Annotated in this window: 15 protein-coding genes, 1 tRNA gene and 1 pseudogene; all 17 read left to right on the top strand. The window is 62.2% G+C overall.

Features of this window, described 5'->3' with window-relative positions:
* Nucleotides 1-69 precede the first annotated feature (69 nt).
* The 17 genes and pseudogenes from FMF02_RS07565 (at nt 70) to pyrB (ending at nt 18,015) form a co-directional block, all read left to right on the top strand.
* Entirely contained in the window at nt 70-768 is a 699-nt protein-coding gene (locus FMF02_RS07565; RefSeq protein ID WP_019130364.1) for a 4Fe-4S dicluster domain-containing protein, read from the top strand.
* Entirely contained in the window at nt 761-1,843 is a 1,083-nt protein-coding gene (locus FMF02_RS07570) for a heterodisulfide reductase-related iron-sulfur binding cluster (protein WP_019130363.1), read from the top strand. Before FMF02_RS07565 ends, FMF02_RS07570 begins: the two co-directional genes overlap by 8 nt.
* The gene (locus FMF02_RS07575) at nt 1,843-2,853 is read left to right on the top strand and encodes an FAD-dependent oxidoreductase (RefSeq protein ID WP_019130362.1); all 1,011 of its coding nucleotides are present in this window, start codon (nt 1,843-1,845) and stop codon (nt 2,851-2,853) included. The genes FMF02_RS07570 and FMF02_RS07575 overlap by 1 nt, the downstream gene beginning before the upstream one ends.
* A 4-nt stretch (nt 2,854-2,857) precedes the next feature.
* Nucleotides 2,858-3,193, top strand: a complete 336-nt coding sequence (locus FMF02_RS07580) for a 4Fe-4S dicluster domain-containing protein (protein ID WP_019130361.1) — start codon at nt 2,858-2,860, stop codon at nt 3,191-3,193.
* Between the two features lie 2 nt (nt 3,194-3,195).
* Complete coding sequence (locus tag FMF02_RS07585; protein WP_141412693.1) at nt 3,196-4,983, top strand: (Fe-S)-binding protein; 1,788 nt, start codon at nt 3,196-3,198, stop codon at nt 4,981-4,983.
* A 282-nt stretch (nt 4,984-5,265) separates the two neighbouring features.
* A tRNA-Met gene (locus FMF02_RS07590) sits at nt 5,266-5,341 on the top strand.
* Nucleotides 5,342-5,883: 542 nt separating this feature from the next.
* The gene (locus tag FMF02_RS07595) at nt 5,884-6,789 is read left to right on the top strand and encodes a hypothetical protein (protein WP_141412694.1); all 906 of its coding nucleotides are present in this window, start codon (nt 5,884-5,886) and stop codon (nt 6,787-6,789) included.
* A 244-nt stretch (nt 6,790-7,033) separates the two neighbouring features.
* Nucleotides 7,034-8,314: a dihydroorotase gene (locus FMF02_RS07600; protein ID WP_141412695.1), complete on the top strand. Its 1,281-nt coding sequence runs from the start codon at nt 7,034-7,036 to the stop codon at nt 8,312-8,314.
* A gap of 15 nt (nt 8,315-8,329) precedes the next feature.
* A complete protein-coding gene (carA, locus tag FMF02_RS07605; protein ID WP_026074885.1) occupies nt 8,330-9,421 on the top strand; it encodes a glutamine-hydrolyzing carbamoyl-phosphate synthase small subunit in 1,092 nt (363 codons plus the stop codon).
* Entirely contained in the window at nt 9,414-12,596 is a 3,183-nt protein-coding gene (carB, locus tag FMF02_RS07610) for a carbamoyl-phosphate synthase large subunit (RefSeq protein WP_141412696.1), read from the top strand. Before carA ends, carB begins: the two co-directional genes overlap by 8 nt.
* Before the next feature lie 135 nt (nt 12,597-12,731).
* Nucleotides 12,732-13,472: a dihydroorotate dehydrogenase electron transfer subunit gene (locus FMF02_RS07615; protein ID WP_141412697.1), complete on the top strand. Its 741-nt coding sequence runs from the start codon at nt 12,732-12,734 to the stop codon at nt 13,470-13,472.
* Nucleotides 13,466-14,398: a dihydroorotate dehydrogenase gene (locus FMF02_RS07620; RefSeq protein WP_019130353.1), complete on the top strand. Its 933-nt coding sequence runs from the start codon at nt 13,466-13,468 to the stop codon at nt 14,396-14,398. Before FMF02_RS07615 ends, FMF02_RS07620 begins: the two co-directional genes overlap by 7 nt.
* Nucleotides 14,399-14,772: 374 nt before the next feature.
* A complete protein-coding gene (gene pyrF, locus FMF02_RS07625; protein WP_276708020.1) occupies nt 14,773-15,486 on the top strand; it encodes an orotidine-5'-phosphate decarboxylase in 714 nt (237 codons plus the stop codon).
* 55 nt (nt 15,487-15,541) lie between these two features.
* Complete coding sequence (locus FMF02_RS07630) at nt 15,542-15,802, top strand: glutaredoxin family protein (RefSeq protein WP_141412698.1); 261 nt, start codon at nt 15,542-15,544, stop codon at nt 15,800-15,802.
* A 247-nt stretch (nt 15,803-16,049) separates the two neighbouring features.
* Nucleotides 16,050-16,166 (top strand): annotated as a pseudogene (locus FMF02_RS13895) (GNAT family N-acetyltransferase); the annotation flags it as partial.
* A gap of 111 nt (nt 16,167-16,277) precedes the next feature.
* Nucleotides 16,278-16,910 carry an orotate phosphoribosyltransferase gene (pyrE, locus tag FMF02_RS13900; protein ID WP_170214365.1) on the top strand — a complete coding sequence of 211 codons (633 nt, stop codon included), beginning with the start codon at nt 16,278-16,280 and terminating at the stop codon, nt 16,908-16,910.
* 13 nt (nt 16,911-16,923) lie between these two features.
* Nucleotides 16,924-18,015, top strand: coding sequence for an aspartate carbamoyltransferase (pyrB, locus tag FMF02_RS07640; RefSeq protein ID WP_019130349.1), 1,092 nt, complete (start codon nt 16,924-16,926; stop codon nt 18,013-18,015).
* Nucleotides 18,016-18,421 lie beyond the last annotated feature (406 nt).

Raw genomic sequence — 18,421 nt, forward strand, 5'->3', positions numbered from 1 at the left:
AATAGGTATTTATACTGTTTCCCGTCCGATACGTTACCGGTAACTTTGCCTGATGCAAAGTTGTAGGTTATGAGTCGTTATTTCGAAATGCTGATGGAGGACGTTCGCTTCCGCGAGGGGTTGAAGTCGTGCATGAACTGCGGGATCTGTACGGGAGTCTGCCCTGCGGCCGAGTTCTACGACTACGATCCGCGCCAGATCGTGGCGATCGTCCAGACGCGCGACGAGGAGCAGATCGAGCGTCTGTTGAAGGGCGACACGATCTGGTTCTGCGGCGAGTGCATGTCGTGCCGTCCGCGCTGTCCGCGCGGCAATACGCCGGGATATGTCATTCAGGCGCTGCGTACGCTGTCCCAAAAGCTGGGCTTTTTCGTCGAGAGCGAGAAGGGGCGCCAGCAACTCGCGCTCAAACGCACGATCGGCGAGAATATCCTGCGTACGGGGTATTGCGTGACGCCCAAGCTCGTCGCTCCCGACCTGCATCCCGAACAGGGGCCGGTTTGGAGTTGGGTCTACCGCAACGACCGCGAAATCTACTGCCAGTTCAACCCCACCTACGACCGTCCGGGGCCGGGCGCCGTGCGCCGAATCGACGACGCCACGCTCGGCGAGCTGCACCGCATCTTCGACGAAACGGGCGGTACGGCCTTCTTCGAGAACATCGAACGCTGCTCCGAGCGCAAGGCGCGCGAGTTGGGATACGACGGTGCCGACGAGCGTTATTTCATGGATGTATACACCCGCAATTCACAGAACGAGGATGAATAGAAATTGGCAAGACTACCAGAAGGAGATCGCCGACGACCGCTATTACTACGTGCGCAGCTGCATCCGGCAGAACTTTTTCCCGGGCAGCGAGAAGGCTTTTTTGGATATCATGCACGACGATCTGGGTCGCGACTGCTTCGACGATCCGCTCCACACCTCCTGCACGGGCATCGGCTATCACGCCGATATCGTGCCGTTGGAGACGATCATGACCGTCGTGGCGCGGCAGTTCGCGCTGATGGGCGAGGCGGGCTACGAGAACTTCATCTCGTCGTGCATCACTTCGTTCGGCATCTACACCGAGATACTGGCCACGTGGGAGGAGTTTCCCGAGACCGAGGAGCGGGCGCGCGAGGCGCTCTACAAGGCCACGGGCCGCACGCTGGTCAAGCCCAAGAATCTGGCGCACACGTCGGACGTCGTCTTCCATCACCGCGAGGCCATCGCCGCACGCGCCAGGCACCGGCTGGTGAATGTGCTCACGGGCGAGCCGCTGCGCGTGGTGGAGCATATCGGCTGCCACTACGCCAAGATCTTTCCCAAGTCGGGTGTCGGCGGTTCGGAGTTCCCCTACGTGCTCTCCGGCATGGTCGAGTCGTGGGGCGGCCAGTGCGTCGACTATCCCGAGCGGCGCCACTGCTGCGGCTTCGGGTTCCGCAACTATCTGGTGCAGGCCAACCGGGGCTATTCGGTGGCCAACACGCAGAAGAAACTCGAAAGCATGGCCCCCTACAAGCCCGATTTCATCGTGGCCAACTGTCCCGGCTGCGCGATGTTCATCGACAAGTGGCAGTATACGATCGCCGAGATGGAGGGCCGTACCTACGGCGAGAACGGGCACGGCATTCCGGTGCTCACCTACGAGGAGATGGCCGGACTGGTGCTCGGCTACGATCCGTGGGCGCTGGGGATGCAGATGCACCAGGTCGACGTCGAACCGCTGCTGGACAAGATGGGCATCGAATACGATCCGGCAGCCAAATATCTGGGAATGAACGGAAAATATATCGGACAACCCGCCTCCGCCATCGTCAATTGCGGTTCGCAGGATACGGTCTACAATATCAAACAGTGATGGGAAAACGCGTAATCGTCGTCGGCGGGGGAATCGCCGGCATGCAGACGGCATTGAAACTCTCCGCCGGAGGCGTCTCTGCGCTCCTGTTGGAGCGCGACGCCGACCTGGGCGGAAAACTCACGGGCTGGCACAAACTCTTTCCTTCGTTCACGCCGGCGCACGAGGTGCTGGACGAACTGCGCCGTCGGCTCGCCGCCAGCGACGTCGAGGTGCGCACGCGGTGCGAGGTCGCGGAAGTGGCGCGCGACGGCGTGATGCTTTCGACGGGCGAACGGCTGGAAGCCGACGCCGTGGTGGTCGCTACGGGCTTCACCCTTTTCGACGCCCGCATCAAGGAGGAGTACGGTTACGGCATCTACGACAACGTCTATACGACCGTCGACATCGAGCGGATGCTCAACGAGGGGCGCGTGGCGTTGAAGGACGGCACGGCGCCGCGCCGCATCGCCTTCCTGCACTGTGTCGGTTCGCGCGACGAGAAGGTCTGCCAGCACCACTGCTCGAAGGTGTGCTGCATCACGGGCGTCAAACAGGCCATGGAGCTCAAGGAGATGTTCCCCGCGGCCGACGTCTTCAATTTCTATATGGACATCCGCATGTTCGGGCCCGGCTACGAGGAGATGTACCGCGACGCCCAGCAGCGGCTCAACATCCACTTCGTGCGCGGCCGCATTTCGGAGGCCAGCCCGACGCTCGACGGCCGCGTGCAGATCAAGGCCGAGGACACGCTCACGGGGCGTCCGCTGAAAATGTCGGTCGACATGCTGGTGCTCATCGTCGGGATGCGCAGCAATGCGTCGAACGCCCGTTTCGCGGCCGGAGCGGGGCTCGGCGTGCAGCCGAGCGGGTTCCTGGCGCCCCGCGACGCCTTTCTTCACAATGTCGAGAGCGGCGTCGACGGAATCTTCTACGCCGGAGCGGTCACTGCGCCCAAGAATATCGGCGAATCGTTGTCGGAGGCGGTCGTGGCGGCCGACCGTGCGGCGGAATATCTCAAACGTGCATAGGACGATGGCGACGGTGAATTTCGGATTCGGCATCAACAAGCCGCGCGTGATCGATCTGGATCGCAACAATCTGCGCAAGAGCGACGAGATCCTGCGCGAGATGCCCGAGTTGCAGACCTGCATCGGCTGCGGGGCCTGCACGGCGCTCTGTACGGCGGGCAACCTGACGTCGTTCAACTTCCGCAAGGTGCATACGCTGGTGCGGCGCGGCGAGTACGAGGGTGCCTACGAGGAGATGAACAAATGCATGTTGTGCGGCAAGTGCCGGCTGGCCTGCCCGCGGGGGATCAACACGCGCGGCGTGGTGATGCTCATCAAACGTAAACTGGGGGATTTCTGACGATGAAGTTTTACGCACCCTTCTGCCTGCCGTTTCTCGTCGGCGCTTTGGTGATGGCCGCCGTCATCGTGTGGAAATACGTCGTGTGGTTCGCCGAACTGCCGCGCGCGGACAAGAAGCGGGTGCTGTTCGGCATCCCGACGCCGCGGACGCTCGGAGCCGTCGGGGAGGTGATCGGCGAATGCCTGCTCCATCGCCGTATCTTCCGCGTCAATCCGTTGCTGGGATACATGCACATGTCGCTGGCCTTCGGCTGGTTCCTGCTCATCGTGGTGGGGTGGATCGAAACGGTGGCCTACCTCGGCCTGCGCTGGGTGCCGTTGCAGGGACATGTCTTCTTCAAGTACTTCGCGCCGACGCTGATGCTGCGCGAGAAGCCCTTCTTCGATTTCGTAATGGACTTGCTGCTGCTCTTCGTCCTGTCGGGCGTGGCGCTGGCATGGGCCAAACGTTTCTGCTCGCGGGCGATGGGAATGCGCCGCACGACCCGACACGTGCCGGGCGACCGGATCGCCCTCACGGCACTGTGGTTCGTCTTTCCGGCGCGGCTCGCGGCCGAAAGCATCACCTGCGGCATCTACGGCATGGGAGGCTTCCTGACCGGAGGGCTGGGGGCGTTCATGGCCGAGCATCTCGGCCGGTCGACGCTCGTCGTGCTCGAACAGGGGGCGTGGTGGTTCTATTCGATCGCGCTCGGCGTCTTCTTCGTCGCGCTGCCGTTTTCGCGCTACATGCATATCTTCACCGAGATCCCGCTCATCTTCCTGCGTCGCTACGGTGTGCGCCCGCGCGAGAAGGAGTCGTCGGCCGACCGCTTCCAGATCGAAGCCTGCTCGCGGTGCGGCATCTGCATCGACCCCTGCCAGTTGCAGAGCGTGCTGGGCATCGACGACGTGCAGTCGGTTTACTTTCTGCGCGATCGCCGCTACGGGATGCTGACGCGCGAAGTGGCACAGAACTGCCTGATGTGCGGCCGCTGCCAGGCGAAATGTCCGGTGGGGATCGATCTCAACACCCTGCGGCTCAATTCGCGCGACACGATGCGCAACACCCCCGACGAACGGCGCTACGACTACTTCAAGGGACTCGACCGCTCGGAAGGCGAAGGGAAGGTCGGCTATTTCGCGGGCTGCATGACGCTGCTCACGCCGCGCACGATGACGGCCATGGAGCGCATCTTCACGGCTGCCGGCGAGGAGGTGTGGTGGGCCGACCGCAACGGCGGGGTCTGCTGCGGCCGGCCGCTCAAACTTTCGGGCGAAACCGACTCGGCGCGCCGCATGATGGAGTACAACACGCAGCTCTTCCGCAGGCACGGCATCCGCACGCTCGTCACCTCGTGCCCGATCTGTCTGAAAGTCTTCCGCGAGGAGTACCGGCTCGACGGTATCCGTGTCATCCACCATTCGCAGTATATCCTCGAACTGCTGTCCGCCGGCCGGCTGAGGCTGGAACGCGGCGCGGCGAGCTATGCCTATCACGACCCCTGCGAACTGGGGCGCGGCAGCGGCATCTACGACGAACCTCGCCGCGTGATCGAGGCGGTCGGCACGCTGCTCGAACCGGCGCATACGCGCGAAGATGCGCTCTGCTGCGGGTCGTCGGTGGCCAATACGGTCATTTCGGACAGCGATCAGGTGCGCATCGCCACGTCGGTGGCCGACGAACTGACGGCCACGGGCGCCGATGCGATCGTCACGGCCTGCCCGCTGTGCAAGAAGGCGCTCGTGCGCGGCACGACGACGGAGGTGTGCGATCTGGCCGAGATCGTAGCCAAACGGATTCGCTGAATCCGCCTGTCCGCCGGCCTGAAAGCCTGACGACCCGCCGGACGGCCGACTGCCCATCCGTCTGTCTGTCGCCCGCCGTTCTTCCGCTGGCGGGCGGAAGAGTGCGGAGATACGGAGAATACCTGCTCGTGCGGTCGGTTCGTAAACGGCTGTACGGCAGTCGAAAGGGTCTGCGAGAATGGGAAAGTTGCGATTTTATTTGGCAGATTCGAAAATTTGCCTTATCTTTGCATTCACAAAAGCGATAGATCGGGTGCCGCGGCACCGCATCGAACGATACATCGCGGGATAGAGCAGTTGGCAGCTCGTCGGGCTCATAACCCGGAGGTCGGAGGTTCGAGTCCTCCTCCCGCTACCAAAGCAGACAACTTGAAAGGGTTGTCTGTTTTTTGTTTTCATGAATTTCTGCGGGACGATCCCTTTTCATATTGTTGCTGTGCTTAGGGTCTTTCGACCTTGCCGGAAAGACGCAGCCCTGCCACCCGCAATGAAGCGCTGCTCTGTTCGCAACAGTTCGCTCGCATCCTCCTTTGATTGCGGACTGAGATGTTCCGATGCGAAAAGGGATGGTTTCGGATTTCCGTAATCGGATGCCATATCACGGAATATTTCAAACACCTTGTTCTCCGAAAAAGTTCGATAAATGCCTTTTCCCTTGTCCCATTCGACTCCTCCGGAATTAGGTTTTCATCGTGTTCCAATATCGAAGACCTCCATGTAGAGGCGGGCGTCGCGCGGTCGGTCTGTTTCCGCAGTTGCGGAGTTCGGGAGCCTGTTTTGCGGCGGGTCTTCCGACGGCGGTGCATGTATGCGTCGCGGGAGGATATTCGTTTTGAAAAATAGCGTGAAAAAGTTTGAATTATGATTTGAAAAGTTCATCTTTGCAAAAACGGAAGAGTTATGCGTAATCGGATTTTCGGGTGGATCATGACGGTGGGATTCGTCGCTGGCGGCGGGGAGGTTGCGGCACAGGAGCCGCTGCGGCAAGGGCCGCAGGAGAGTGTCGTGCTGCGTTTCGACGAGGCTCGGCGCGATACGCTGGCCGACGTGCCGTCGGCGACGGCGGAAACTCTGCCGGCCGCTGCCGGGCGGCCGTTCGCCTACAAACTCAACCACCGCCGCGTAACCCGCGAAGAGGCTTACGGGCGGGTTACATTGTGGAACGTCCGCCGCGTGCGGGTCAAGAACCGTCGTATGCGACTCGCCGATACGACACGGCGCGAACGGGTGCGACTGTTGAAATTCTTCATCGAACGCGACCGCCGCAAGGGCGTGCGGCCGCATCTGCAAGGTAACGTAGCGGGGTACAGGTGGAGTGCGACGAGTCTGGAAGGCGCACGGCAGCGCAGGCAGGCAGTGCATATCCGCACCTATACGCTGCGTGCGGAATACGATTCGCTGCGCCGTGCCGGTGGCATCGACCGGTCGGGTCGCATTCCCGACGGATTATGGCATCCGCTGCCGCACGACGCCCGTTATTTGCTCGACGGGATCGAAGTACCGGGCAGGGTTTTCCAGTTCATCGACGGATTGATCCTCCGTTCGCTCGACATTCGTACCGATTCGGCGACGATCGACGGACGTCCGCTCGTCGTCGGGAGAACCTATGCCGACCGTGCGCCGCTGGTCGTGATCGACGGAATGCCGTCGGATGTCGGAGAGTGGCTGCGGATGTGTCGGGCGAACGTCTTCTCGTTGGAGGCGGAGGTTCCGATGTACTATTATTACCTGCTGCCCGTCGAAGCGGTCGAAACCTTCGGCCGGCGCGGCCGGTTCGGCGCCGTCTGCATCGAACCGGCGCGCTGAGGGAGAAAATGCGGCGGATGAAAATTTCGTAAAAAATGGTCGGGACGGTCGCGGATTCCGAAAAAAATGTTGTACCTTTGTCCCCGATATCGGGAAGCCATGTACAAAGACCATCCGAACATATCCGCCTCTTTCGCGTTTCGGCGAACGAAGAGTAATCCGTCGGATTACGATACTTGCGGGCTTCTTATTTTCCAATTTAAAGGGTAACTGTTTTTCAGTTACTCTTTTTTTATGTACGCAGATGAAGAGATTGTTGCAGGGCGCCGAAGTGTGGCGTGACGGAGGGTTCGTGCGGGCCGACGTGCTCGTCGACGGCGACCGGATCGCGGCCGTGGGGCTCGGGTTGCCGGTCGAAGGGTGCGAGGTCGTGCCGCTCGGAGGAATGAAGATTCTGCCGGGGCTGGTCGATGTGCACGTACACTTGCGCGAACCCGGCTTTACGGCCAAGGAGACCATCGCCACGGGAACGCGCGCGGCTGCTCACGGCGGTTATACGACCGTCTGTCCGATGCCCAATCTTTCGCCTGCGCCCGATTCGCCGGAGCATCTGGCCGTCGAGTTGGAGGCGATCCGGCGCGACGCCGCGGTGCGGGTCGTTCCCTACGGCTGCATCACCCGCGGGCAGAAGGGGCGCGGCGAGCTGGTCGATTTCGACGCGCTGGCACCCGACGTCGTCGGCTTCTCGGACGACGGCCGCGGCGTGCAGGAGGAGGCGCTCATGCGCGAAGCGATGCGCAGGGTAGCCCGCACGGGGCGTCCCGTGGTCGCCCACTGCGAGGTCGAGGCCCTGCTCGACAAGGGATATATCCACGACGGCGGCTATTGCCGCGCGCACGGTCATCGGGGCATCTCGTCCGAGAGCGAGTGGCGGCAGGTCGAGCGCGACATCCGGCTTGTGGCCGAGACGGGGTGCCGCTACCATGTCTGCCACGTCTCCACGAAGGAGAGCGTCGAGCTGGTGCGCCGTGCCAAAGCGGCCGGACTGCCCGTGAGTTGCGAGACGGCGCCGCACTATCTGGTGCTGTGCGACGAGGATCTGCGCGAGGAGGGGCGCTTCAAGATGAACCCGCCGCTGCGCAGCCGTGCCGACCGCGAGGCGCTCGTGGCCGGCTTGCAGGACGGGACGATCGAGGTGATCGCCACTGACCATGCGCCCCACACCGCCGCCGAGAAGGCCCGCGGGCTGGCGGGCAGCGCCATGGGCGTCGTGGGGTTGGAATGCGCCTTCGCGGTGCTCAATACGGCGCTCGTCGGGCGGGGGATCATCTCCTTCGCGCGGCTGGTGGAGGCGATGGCCGTCGCGCCGCGCCGCATCTTCTCGCTCGGCGGCGGCACGATCGCTGCGGGCGAGCCGGCCGACCTGACGGCGGTGGACACCGAGCGGGCGGGGACGGTCGATCCCGACCGCTTCCTGTCGATGGGGCGCAGCACCCCCTTCGCCGGAATGGCGGTGCGGGGCGAGGTGATGCTGACGCTGGTCGGGGGCCGCGAAGCCTATCGCAACGGGGATTTGAAAAGATAACACAATACTATGAATATGAAACCTTATACGAAGAAAATCGTTCTGGAAAACGGACAGGAGTTCTACGGATACGGCTTCGGGGCGGACAAGGAGGCGATCTGCGAGATCGTGTTCAACACCTCGATGGTCGGTTACCAGGAGATCATGTCCGATCCGTCCTACACGGACCAGATGGTCGTGATGACCTACCCGCTGATCGGCAACTACGGTATGACCGACGAAGACTACGAAACGAAAAACCCGACCATCGGCGGCATGATCGTGCGCGAGTACAACGATTCGCCCTCGAATTTCCGTTACACGAAGACGCTCAGCGAGGTCTTCGAGGAGCACGCCATCCCCGGCATCGAGGGGGTCGACACGCGGATGCTGACACGCATCATCCGCAACGAGGGCAGCCAGCGGGTGATGATTACTTCGGTCGAAACGCCCCGCGAGGAGGCGCTCGCACGCATGGCCGCGACGCCGTGGCCGCACGACATGGTGTCGCGCGTGAGTTGCCGCAAGCGGTGGATGTCGCGCGTGCCCAACCACAAGTACGACGTGGTGGCCGTCGACTGCGGCATCAAATACAACATCATCCGCCTGCTGAACCGCGTGGGATGCAACGTGACGGTGGTGCCCTACGACGCTACGGCGGAGCAGATTCTCGCGTTCCGTCCCGACGGGCTGGTGCTTTCGAACGGCCCGGGCGACCCGAATGACGTGCAGGGGGTGATCGAACTGGTGCGCCAGCTGCGCGGGCGGCTGCCGATCTTCGGCATCTGCATGGGGCACCAGCTCATCTCGCTGGCCTACGGAGCGAAGACCTTCAAGATGAAGTTCGGCCACCGCGGCGCGAACCATCCGGTGAAGAACCTCCAGACGGGCAAGATCGAGATCACGAGCCAGAACCACAGTTTCGCCGTCGACGTGGCGTCGCTCGAAGGCACGGGATTGGAGCTCACGCACGTCAATCTGCTGGACGGTACGGCCGAAGGCGTCGCCTGCTACAAGGACGGGGTCTTCTCGATGCAGTATCATCCCGAGAGCGCTTCGGGGCCGCAGGACAGCGCCTATTTGTTCGATAAGTTCACTAAAATGATGGAGGATTGGAAAAATGCCTAAGAGAACGGATATCAAGAAAGTAATGGTGATCGGCTCGGGGCCGATCGTGATCGGTCAGGCCGCCGAGTTCGACTATGCGGGGACGCAGGCCTGCCTCGCGCTGAAAGAGGAGGGGTACGAGGTGATCCTGGTGAATTCCAATCCGGCGACGATTATGACCGACACGCATATCGCCGACAAGGTCTATATGGAGCCGCTGACGCTCGAATACGTGGCCAAGATCATCCGTTACGAGCGTCCCGATGCCATCGTGCCGGGGCTGGGCGGCCAGACGGGCCTGAATCTGGCCGTGCAGCTGGCCAAGAAGGGCGTGTTGCAGGAGTGCCAGGTCGAGATTCTGGGTACGTCGTTCGAGAGCATCGAGCAGGCCGAAGACCGCGAGCTGTTCAAGGAACTGTGCGAGCGGCTGGGCGAACCGGTGCTGCCGTCGCATATCGCCAACAACATGGAGGAGGGCATCGCCGCCGCCGAGCGGATCGGCTATCCGGTGGTGCTGCGTCCGGCCTTCACGCTGGGCGGTACGGGCGGCGGCTTCGCCGACAACCGCGAGGAGCTGGAGGAGCTGATGCGCAACGCGCTGATCCTCTCGCCGGTGCATCAGGTGCTCGTCGAAAAGAGCATCAAGGGGTATAAGGAGATCGAATACGAGGTGATGCGCGACGCCAACGATACGGCCATCTCGATCTGTTGCATGGAGAACATCGATCCGGTGGGTATCCATACGGGCGACTCGATCGTGGTGGCACCGTGCCAGACGCTCACCAACCGCGAATTCCAGATGTTGCGCGACAGTGCGCTCAAAATCATCCGTGCGCTCAAAATCGAAGGTGGTTGCAACGTGCAGTTCGCGCTCGACCCGCTGTCGTTCAAATACTACCTGATCGAGGTCAACCCCCGTGTGTCGCGCTCGTCGGCGCTGGCGTCGAAGGCGAGCGGCTATCCGATCGCCCGCGTTACGGCCAAGGTGGCCATGGGGCTGACGCTCGACGAGATCCGGCTGGCCAACACTCCCGCCTCGTTCGAGCCTGCGCTCGACTACGTGGTGACGAAGGTGGCGCGTTTCCCCTTCGACAAGTTCTCCGACGCGTCGAACAAACTCGGCACGCAGATGAAAGCCACGGGCGAGGTGATGTCGGTGGGCCGCACGATGGAGGAGAGCCTGCTCAAAGCGGTGCGCTCGCTCGAGACGGGCGTCTGCCACATCTACCACAAGAAGTTCGACACGATGTCGGACGACGAGATGCTGACCTACATCAAGGAGGGTACCGACGACCGCCTCTACGCCATCGCGCAGCTGATCCGCAACGGCGTCGACCTGGCGCTCATCTACAACAACACCAAGATCGACATGTTCTTCCTGGAGAAGTTCAAGAACATCGTCGAGATGGAGCGCACGGTGGCGGCGCACCCCTTCGACGAGGCGACGCTGCGCGAGGCCAAGCGCATGGGCTTCGGCGACAAGTACATCGGGATGCTGTGGGGCGCTACCGAGCACGAGATGTACGCCCTGCGCGAGAAGCTGGGGATTTTCCCCGTCTACAAGATGATCGATACCTGCGCGTCGGAGTTCTCCTCCTACGTGCCCTATTTCTACTCGACCTACGAGCAGGAGAACGAGTCGCTGGTGAGCGACCGCGAGAAGATCATCGTGCTCGGTTCGGGCCCGATCCGCATCGGTCAGGGCGTGGAGTTCGACTATTCGACCGTCCATGCGATCTGGTCGATCCGCAAGGCGGGCTACGAAGCCATCATCATCAACAACAACCCCGAAACCGTCTCGACGGACTACACGTGCAGCGACAAGCTCTACTTCGAGCCGCTCACGGTCGAGGACGTGATGAACGTCATCCACCTCGAAAAGCCCAAGAGCATCGTCGTCTCGCTGGGCGGCCAGACGGCCATCAACCTGGCCGAGCCGCTGGCGCGGCTGGGCGTGCCGATCATCGGCACCGACGTGCAGGCGATCCGCAACGCCGAGGACCGCGGCTGCTTCGAGAAGATCATGGAGCAGCTGGGCATCCCGCAGCCGCAGGCCGAGGCCGTGACCGACATCGAGGCGGGCGTGGCGGCCGCTACGCGCATCGGCTATCCGGTGCTGGTGCGTCCGAGCTACGTGCTGGGCGGCCGCGCCATGCAGATCGTTTCGAACGAGGAGGCGCTGCGCCATTACTTGCAGACGGCCGTCGAGGTCAACGACGACTCGCCCGTGCTGGTCGACAAATACATCATGGGCAAGGAGTTGGAGGTCGACGCCATCTGCGACGGCCGCGACGTCTTCATCCCCGGTATCATGGAGCACGTCGAGCGGACGGGCATCCACTCCGGCGACTCGATCAGCGTCTACCCGACTTTCAGCGTCTCGCCCAAGGTCAAGGAGAAGATCATCGACTATACGGTCAAACTGGGTCTCGAAATCGGCATCGTCGGCCTCTACAACATCCAGTTCATCTGCGACGGCCACGACGAGGTCTACGTCATCGAGGTCAACCCCCGTTCGTCGCGCACGGTGCCCTTCCTCTCGAAGGCCACGGGCGTGCAGATGGCCGACATCGCCACGCAGGTGATCCTCGGGCACAGCCTGCGCGAGCAGGGCATCACCGAGGTCTACGGCCGCGAGAAACAACGCTGGTTCGTCAAGGCGCCGGCCTTCTCCTTCTCGAAGATCCGCGGGGTGGAGTCCTACCTCTCGCCGGAGATGAAGTCCACGGGCGAGGCGATCGGTTACGACGACAAGCTGACACGCGCGCTTTACAAGGCGTTGCAGGCTTCGGGCATGAAGGTGGCCAACTACGGTACGGTGCTGCTCACGATCGCCGACAAGGACAAGGAGGAGGTGCTGCCGCTGGCGCGCCGTTTCTACAACCTCGGCTTCAACATCGAGGCGACTTCCGGTACGGCCGATTTCCTGCGCCGCCACGGCCTGCGCACGCGCTTGCGCCGCAAGCTGTGCGAGGGTAGCAGCGAGATCATCGATTCGCTGCGCCAAGGCCACGTGAGCTACATCATCAACACGATCGACCTGGATCAGCACAATACGCGCTTCGACGGCTACGAAATCCGCCGCACGGCGGTCGAGAACAACGTGACGCTCTTCACTTCGCTCGAAACGGTGAAGGTGCTGCTCGACGTGCTCGAAGAGATTACGCTCTCCGTTTCGACGATCGACGCGAAGTAATTTCGATTTCATGCGGCACCTGCGGAACATTCCTTGTCCGCTCCGAACGGGACATGCGCTTGGTATGCCCCGTCCGACTCGGACGCACGATGCACCACATCTGCCTGCCTGAAATCAAAATTCGGGAACAGAGTTATGTACAAGAAAGCAATCTACACGCTTCGCTCCAACGAACGGCTGACGCCTGCCGTATGGCGCATGACGCTCGAAGGCGACACGCAGTGGATCACGGCGCCCGGACAGTTCGTCAACGTCGAACTCGACGGGTGCTACCTGCGCCGCCCGATCTCGGTCTGCGACTGGGACGAACGGACGATCACGCTGATCTATAAAGTCGTGGGCGAGGGGACGGCGCTCATGGCCGGCCTGCGGCCCGGCGCGCGGCTCGACCTGCTCACGGGGCTGGGCAACGGCTTCGACGTGACGAAGGGCAGCCGCCGCGAGCTGCTCGTGGGCGGCGGCGTGGGCGTCCCGCCGCTCTACAATCTCGCCAAACGGCTTCTGGCCGACGGCCGCGAGGTCGCGGTCGTGCTGGGCTTCAACACGGCGGCGGAGGTCTTCTACCGCGACGAGTTCGCGCAGTTGGGCTGCCGCGTCGTGGTGGCGACGGCCGACGGGACGGAGGGCGTGCGGGGTTTCGTGACCGACGCGATCCGCGAAAGCGGCTTGGCATACGACTATTTCTACGCCTGCGGCCCGCTGCCAATGCTGCGTGCGCTGAGCGACGCTACGAAGTGCAGCGGTCAGCTGAGCTTCGAGGAGCGCATGGGCTGCGGATTCGGCGCCTGCATGGGGTGCAGCTGCAAAACCAAATACGGCAACAAACGCATCTGCAAGGAGGGGCCGGTATTGACGAAGGAGGAGGTGATATGGTAACGAAAACGATTGCGCGCGACCTGTCGGTCACGCTGAGCGGCTGGCGGCTGGACAATCCGGTCATTCCGGCCAGCGGCACGTTCGGATTCGGCAACGAATTCCGCGATTTCTACGACATCAACATTCTGGGCACCTTCTCGTTCAAGGGTACGACGCGCGACGCGCGCTTCGGCAATCCGACGCCCCGTATCGCCGAGTGCACGGCGGGGATGATCAACGCCGTGGGGTTGCAGAACCCGGGCATCGACGCCGTGATCGCCGAGGAGCTGCCCCGCCTGCGGACGTTTTTCCACAAGCCGGTGATCGCCAACATCTCGGGCTTTTCGGTCGAGGAGTACGCCTACTGTTGCGAACGTATCGACCGCGAGGAGGGGATCGGACTGATCGAGGTCAACGTCTCGTGTCCCAACGTGCGGCACGGCGGCATGTCGTTCGGCACGTCGCCCGAGTGCGCCGCCGAGGTGACGCGCGCCGTGAAGGCCGTGACGACCAAACCGGTCTATATCAAGCTCTCGCCCAACGTGACCGACATCGTGGCGATCGCCCGCGCCTGCGAGGAGGCGGGTGCCGACGGGTTGTGCCTGATCAACACGATGCTCGGTATGCGTATCGACGTGCAGCGCCGCAAACCGGTGATCGCCAACGTGATGGGCGGATTTTCGGGCGACGCGGTCTTCCCTGTGGCACTGCGCATGGTCTATCAGGTGGCCGGGGCGTGCGGGATTCCGGTGATCGGCTGCGGCGGCGTGTCGTCGGCGCGCGACGTCATCGAAATGATGATGGCCGGCGCGACGGCGGTCGAAGTGGGTGCGGCGAACCTGAAAAATCCTTATATTTGCAAGGAGATCATCGAGGCGCTGCCCTCCGAAATGGAGCGGCTGGGCATCGAACGGCTCGCCGACATCGTGGGTTGTGCTGCGCGGTAGGACGCCTATACGCAGGTGCGGAAACGTAAAAAGGGATGACGATGTTTCCGGCTGCGAAGCCTCCCTTTACGACCGCGTCGCCAGCCGAGTGCACCCGCTCGCGGGATGCCGAGGCGCCGCAGCGGAAATCGAGCGCAGCGAAGGGAAAGGGAGGTTTGGAGGGATTTTAAATACTGTTACATCTCGTCGCAGAGGCGTTCGGGGATGTACGGAGCAGGAACGGAAACGTAAAAGAAAAGATAAAGATGTTTCCGGCTGCGAAGCCTCCCTTTACAAAGGGAGGTTTGGAGGGATTTTAAATACTGTTACATCTCGTCGCACAGGCGTTCAGGGATGTATGGAGCAGGAACGGAAACGTAAAAGAAGAGATAAAGATGTTGACACGAGATGTAATCATAGCGTGCGATTTCGCCAGTGCCGAGGCGACGTTCGCTTTTCTGGATAAGTTCGAGCAGGAGCCGCGCAAGCCGTTCCTGAAAATCGGCATGGAGCTTTACTATGCCGAAGGGCCGTCGATCGTGCGCGAGATCAAGCGCCGCGGTCACCGGATCTTCCTCGATTTGAAACTGCACGACATTCCCAACACGGTGCGCAAGGCGATGGCCGTGCTGTCGAAGCTGGATGTGGATATGTGCAACGTCCATGCGGCCGGTACGATCGACATGATGCGTGCGGCCGTCGAGGGACTGACGCGGCCCGACGGTACACGGCCGTTGCTCATCGCCGTGACACAGCTCACCTCGACGAGCGAGGAGCGGATGCGCGGCGAACTGCTGATCGACGCGCCGATCGACGAAGTGATCGTCCGCTATGCCCGCAATGCCCGCGAGGCGGGGTTGGACGGCGTGGTCTGCTCGCCGCTCGAAGCAGGCATGGTCAAGCAGGCGTGCGGTGCGGAGTTTCTGACCGTCACGCCCGGCGTGCGCTTCGCCGACGGCGACATGGGCGACCAGGTGCGTGTCACTACGCCGGCGCGTGCCCGCGAGATCGGCTCCGACTTCATCGTCGTGGGGCGTCCCGTCACGGCGGCGTCCGATCCTGTGGCGGCCTATCGCCGCTGCGTGGCTGAATTCGTCGGTGCGGAATGAAATATGCGGGATGCGGGACGACGACGGCGTTTCCCATCCGAAAAATAGACGAGTCATGAAACCGGTGAAACTTTTCTACCTGAAAAACTGTCCCTTCTGCCGCAAGGCGCTGCGTTACATCGACGAGGCCAAGGCCGCCCATCCCGAGCTGGCGGCCGTCGGCATCGAACTGATCGAGGAGTCGGAGCAGCCCGCCGTGGCCGACGGCTACGACTACTATTACGTTCCGACCTTTTATGTGGACGGCGTGAAGGTGCACGAGGGCGGGATCTATCCCGACGAGGTGGAGGCGATTTTGCGCAAGGCAATGAAATGATATGAAGCCCGTGTTTTTTTCCGCACCCGAGCGCTGCGTGTCGCGCGACGATGCGCTCGTCGGCCGGCTCGTGGAGCTGTGGGAGGCGTCGGTGCGCGCCACGCATGACTTTCTGAGTGAGGAGGATATTCGCGGCATCCGCACCTATGTCCCCGACGCCCTGCGTTCGATAGCCGATCTGCGGATCGTGCGCGATGCGGAGGAAGTTCCGGTCGCCTTCATGGGGTGTGACGGCCGGCGGTTGGAGATGCTCTTCGTCGATCCCGCCTGTCGGGGTGCGGGTGTCGGCACCGTGCTGGTGCGCGAGGCTTTCGCCGCGGGGGTGACGGAGGTCGTGGTCAACGAGCAGAACCCCTCGGCGCGCGGGTTCTACGAACACGTGGGGTTCGCCGTGTGCGGCCGCAGCGAGCGCGACGAACAGGGCGGTCCCTTTCCGATACTGTATATGAAATTGAACGATAACAACAAACCGAACATGGAGAAAGCCATAGCAAAAGACCTGCTCTCGATCGGCGCGGTATTCCTGCGTCCAGAGCAGCCGTTCACCTGGGCGAGCGGTATCAAAAGCCCGATTTATTGCGACAACCGTCTGACGCTGACGGCCCCCGAGGTGCGCAAGCACGTAGAGGCGGGATTGGCCGAGATCGTCCGCACGAAATTCCCCGAAGCCGAAGTGCTGATGGGAACCTCGACGGCCGGTATCGCCCATGCGGCCATCACGGCCACGATCCTCGATCTGCCGATGGGGTACGTGCGCAGCGGCGCGAAGGATCACGGCCGCGGCAACCGCATCGAGGGTCGGCTCGAAAAAGGGCAGAAGGTCGTGGTGATCGAAGACCTGATCTCGACGGCGGGAAGCTGCATCGAGGTGGTCGAGGCGCTGCGCGAAGCGGGCGCCGAGGTGCTGGGCGTGGCGTCGATCTTCACCTACGGGATGCAGAAGGGGCTCGATCGGCTGGCGGCGGCCGGAGTCGTGAACTACTCGCTGTCGAACCTCGACGTGCTCGCGGAGGTGGCGGCCGAGGAGGGATATATCCGTCCCGAGGACAAGGCGCGCCTGATCGCCTTCCGCAACAATCCGTCGGACGAAAGCTGGATCAACAAATAATTCGAAGAGAGTTATGCGTCATTTGATCGAGCCTACCGATCTGTCGGTGGACGAAACCGAGCGGATCATCGACCTTGCGCTGGACATCATCGCCCATCGCGAAAAGTACAGCGAGGCCTGCAAGGGCCGCAAGCTGGCGACGCTCTTCTACGAACCCTCCACCCGCACGCGGCTGAGTTTCACGTCGGCCATGATGGAGCTGGGCGGCAACGTCATCGGTTTTTCGGACGCCGCGTCGTCGTCGGTGTCGAAGGGCGAAACGGTGGCCGACACGGTGCGCGTGATCGCCTGCTTCGCCGACATCATCGCCATGCGCCATTTCAAGGAGGGGGCGCCGCTCGTGGCGTCGCAGTACGCCGGCATCCCGGTCATCAACGCCGGCGACGGCAGCCATGCGCATCCCACGCAGACGCTTACCGACCTGCTGACGATCAAGCGCGAACTGGGACGGTTGGACGACCTCACGATCGGCTTCTGCGGCGACCTGAAATTCGGCCGTACGGTGCACTCGCTCATCAAGGCGCTGTCGCGCCGCACGGGGATCAAGGTGATCCTGATCGCGCCCGAAGAGCTGCGCCTGCCCGACTACATCCGGCACGAGGTGTGCGACAAATACGGCGTGCCGACCGTCGAAGTGCGCACCATGGAGGAGGTGATGCCCGAATTGGATATCCTTTACATGACCCGCGTGCAGAAGGAGCGTTTTCTGGACGAGGAGGAGTTCGAGCGGGTAAAGGACAGTTTCGTGCTGACGCCCGAGAAACTTGAAACGGCCAAGAAGGAGATGGTCGTCCTGCATCCGCTGCCGCGCGTCAACGAGATCACGCGCGCGGTGGACAACGACCCCCGCGCCGCCTATTTCCGGCAGGTCGAGAACGGCAAGTTCGTCCGCATGGCGCTGATCTATACGCTGCTGCAATGGGCGGGCGAACGGAAAGCGGCCCCTACGCCGCATCTGACCGAAGCATACGACGTCAATCGCCTGCGCTGCCAGAACCGCCGCTGCATCTCGGCCACCGAAGACGTCGACCAGCTCTTCCATGAGATCGACGGCGAACCGGGCAGTTACCGTTGCGCCTACTGCGAGGCGAAGCTGCGCGAATAACGGCGGCAGAGCCGCTTCCGGAATCGGTCGCGGCCGACCGGAAGAGGGGCGTTCCGTGCGTTGGAATGTTGATAAGATTGTTTATAATTTTATTTATTATAAGCTTCGGTTTTCCGTGAAAAAGGAGCTATCTTTGTGTCGTCGATAAGAAGAAACCGCACGCCATGTACGCTTTTTGGTTACAGCAGAATCAGAAAGGACGATACTCGAAAGGGTACGTACATCGTTCGTGTGCTCGGAACTGATGGAGAAAAAACCGCCGTGACGTATCGTGTCGCGGCGGTTCTTCTTTTCGGCGACGGAGCCTCTGCCGGGGTGATACGGAAGGAGTTGAGGCGGTTCGGGCGCGTGCAGGAGCGGTTCCGGGATGCGCTTCGCCGGAGAAGAGTACGCGCCGGTCGCATCC

The sequence above is a fragment of the Alistipes communis genome (genome assembly GCF_006542665.1).
Classification (GTDB): domain Bacteria; phylum Bacteroidota; class Bacteroidia; order Bacteroidales; family Rikenellaceae; genus Alistipes; species Alistipes communis.

Coding starts and splice junctions, on each gene's coding strand:
- FMF02_RS07585 (WP_141412693.1), top strand. CDS start 3,196: ATGAAGTTTTACGCACCCTTCTGCCTGCCGTTTCTCGTCGGCGCTTTG.
- pyrB (WP_019130349.1), top strand. CDS start 16,924: ATGCGTCATTTGATCGAGCCTACCGATCTGTCGGTGGACGAAACCGAG.
- FMF02_RS07570 (WP_019130363.1), top strand. CDS start 761: ATGAATAGAAATTGGCAAGACTACCAGAAGGAGATCGCCGACGACCGC.
- carB (WP_141412696.1), top strand. CDS start 9,414: ATGCCTAAGAGAACGGATATCAAGAAAGTAATGGTGATCGGCTCGGGG.
- pyrE (WP_170214365.1), top strand. CDS start 16,278: ATGGAGAAAGCCATAGCAAAAGACCTGCTCTCGATCGGCGCGGTATTC.
- FMF02_RS07565 (WP_019130364.1), top strand. CDS start 70: ATGAGTCGTTATTTCGAAATGCTGATGGAGGACGTTCGCTTCCGCGAG.
- pyrF (WP_276708020.1), top strand. CDS start 14,773: ATGTTGACACGAGATGTAATCATAGCGTGCGATTTCGCCAGTGCCGAG.
- FMF02_RS07575 (WP_019130362.1), top strand. CDS start 1,843: ATGGGAAAACGCGTAATCGTCGTCGGCGGGGGAATCGCCGGCATGCAG.
- FMF02_RS07600 (WP_141412695.1), top strand. CDS start 7,034: ATGAAGAGATTGTTGCAGGGCGCCGAAGTGTGGCGTGACGGAGGGTTC.
- carA (WP_026074885.1), top strand. CDS start 8,330: ATGAAACCTTATACGAAGAAAATCGTTCTGGAAAACGGACAGGAGTTC.
- FMF02_RS07630 (WP_141412698.1), top strand. CDS start 15,542: ATGAAACCGGTGAAACTTTTCTACCTGAAAAACTGTCCCTTCTGCCGC.
- FMF02_RS07615 (WP_141412697.1), top strand. CDS start 12,732: ATGTACAAGAAAGCAATCTACACGCTTCGCTCCAACGAACGGCTGACG.
- FMF02_RS07580 (WP_019130361.1), top strand. CDS start 2,858: ATGGCGACGGTGAATTTCGGATTCGGCATCAACAAGCCGCGCGTGATC.
- FMF02_RS07595 (WP_141412694.1), top strand. CDS start 5,884: ATGCGTAATCGGATTTTCGGGTGGATCATGACGGTGGGATTCGTCGCT.
- FMF02_RS07620 (WP_019130353.1), top strand. CDS start 13,466: ATGGTAACGAAAACGATTGCGCGCGACCTGTCGGTCACGCTGAGCGGC.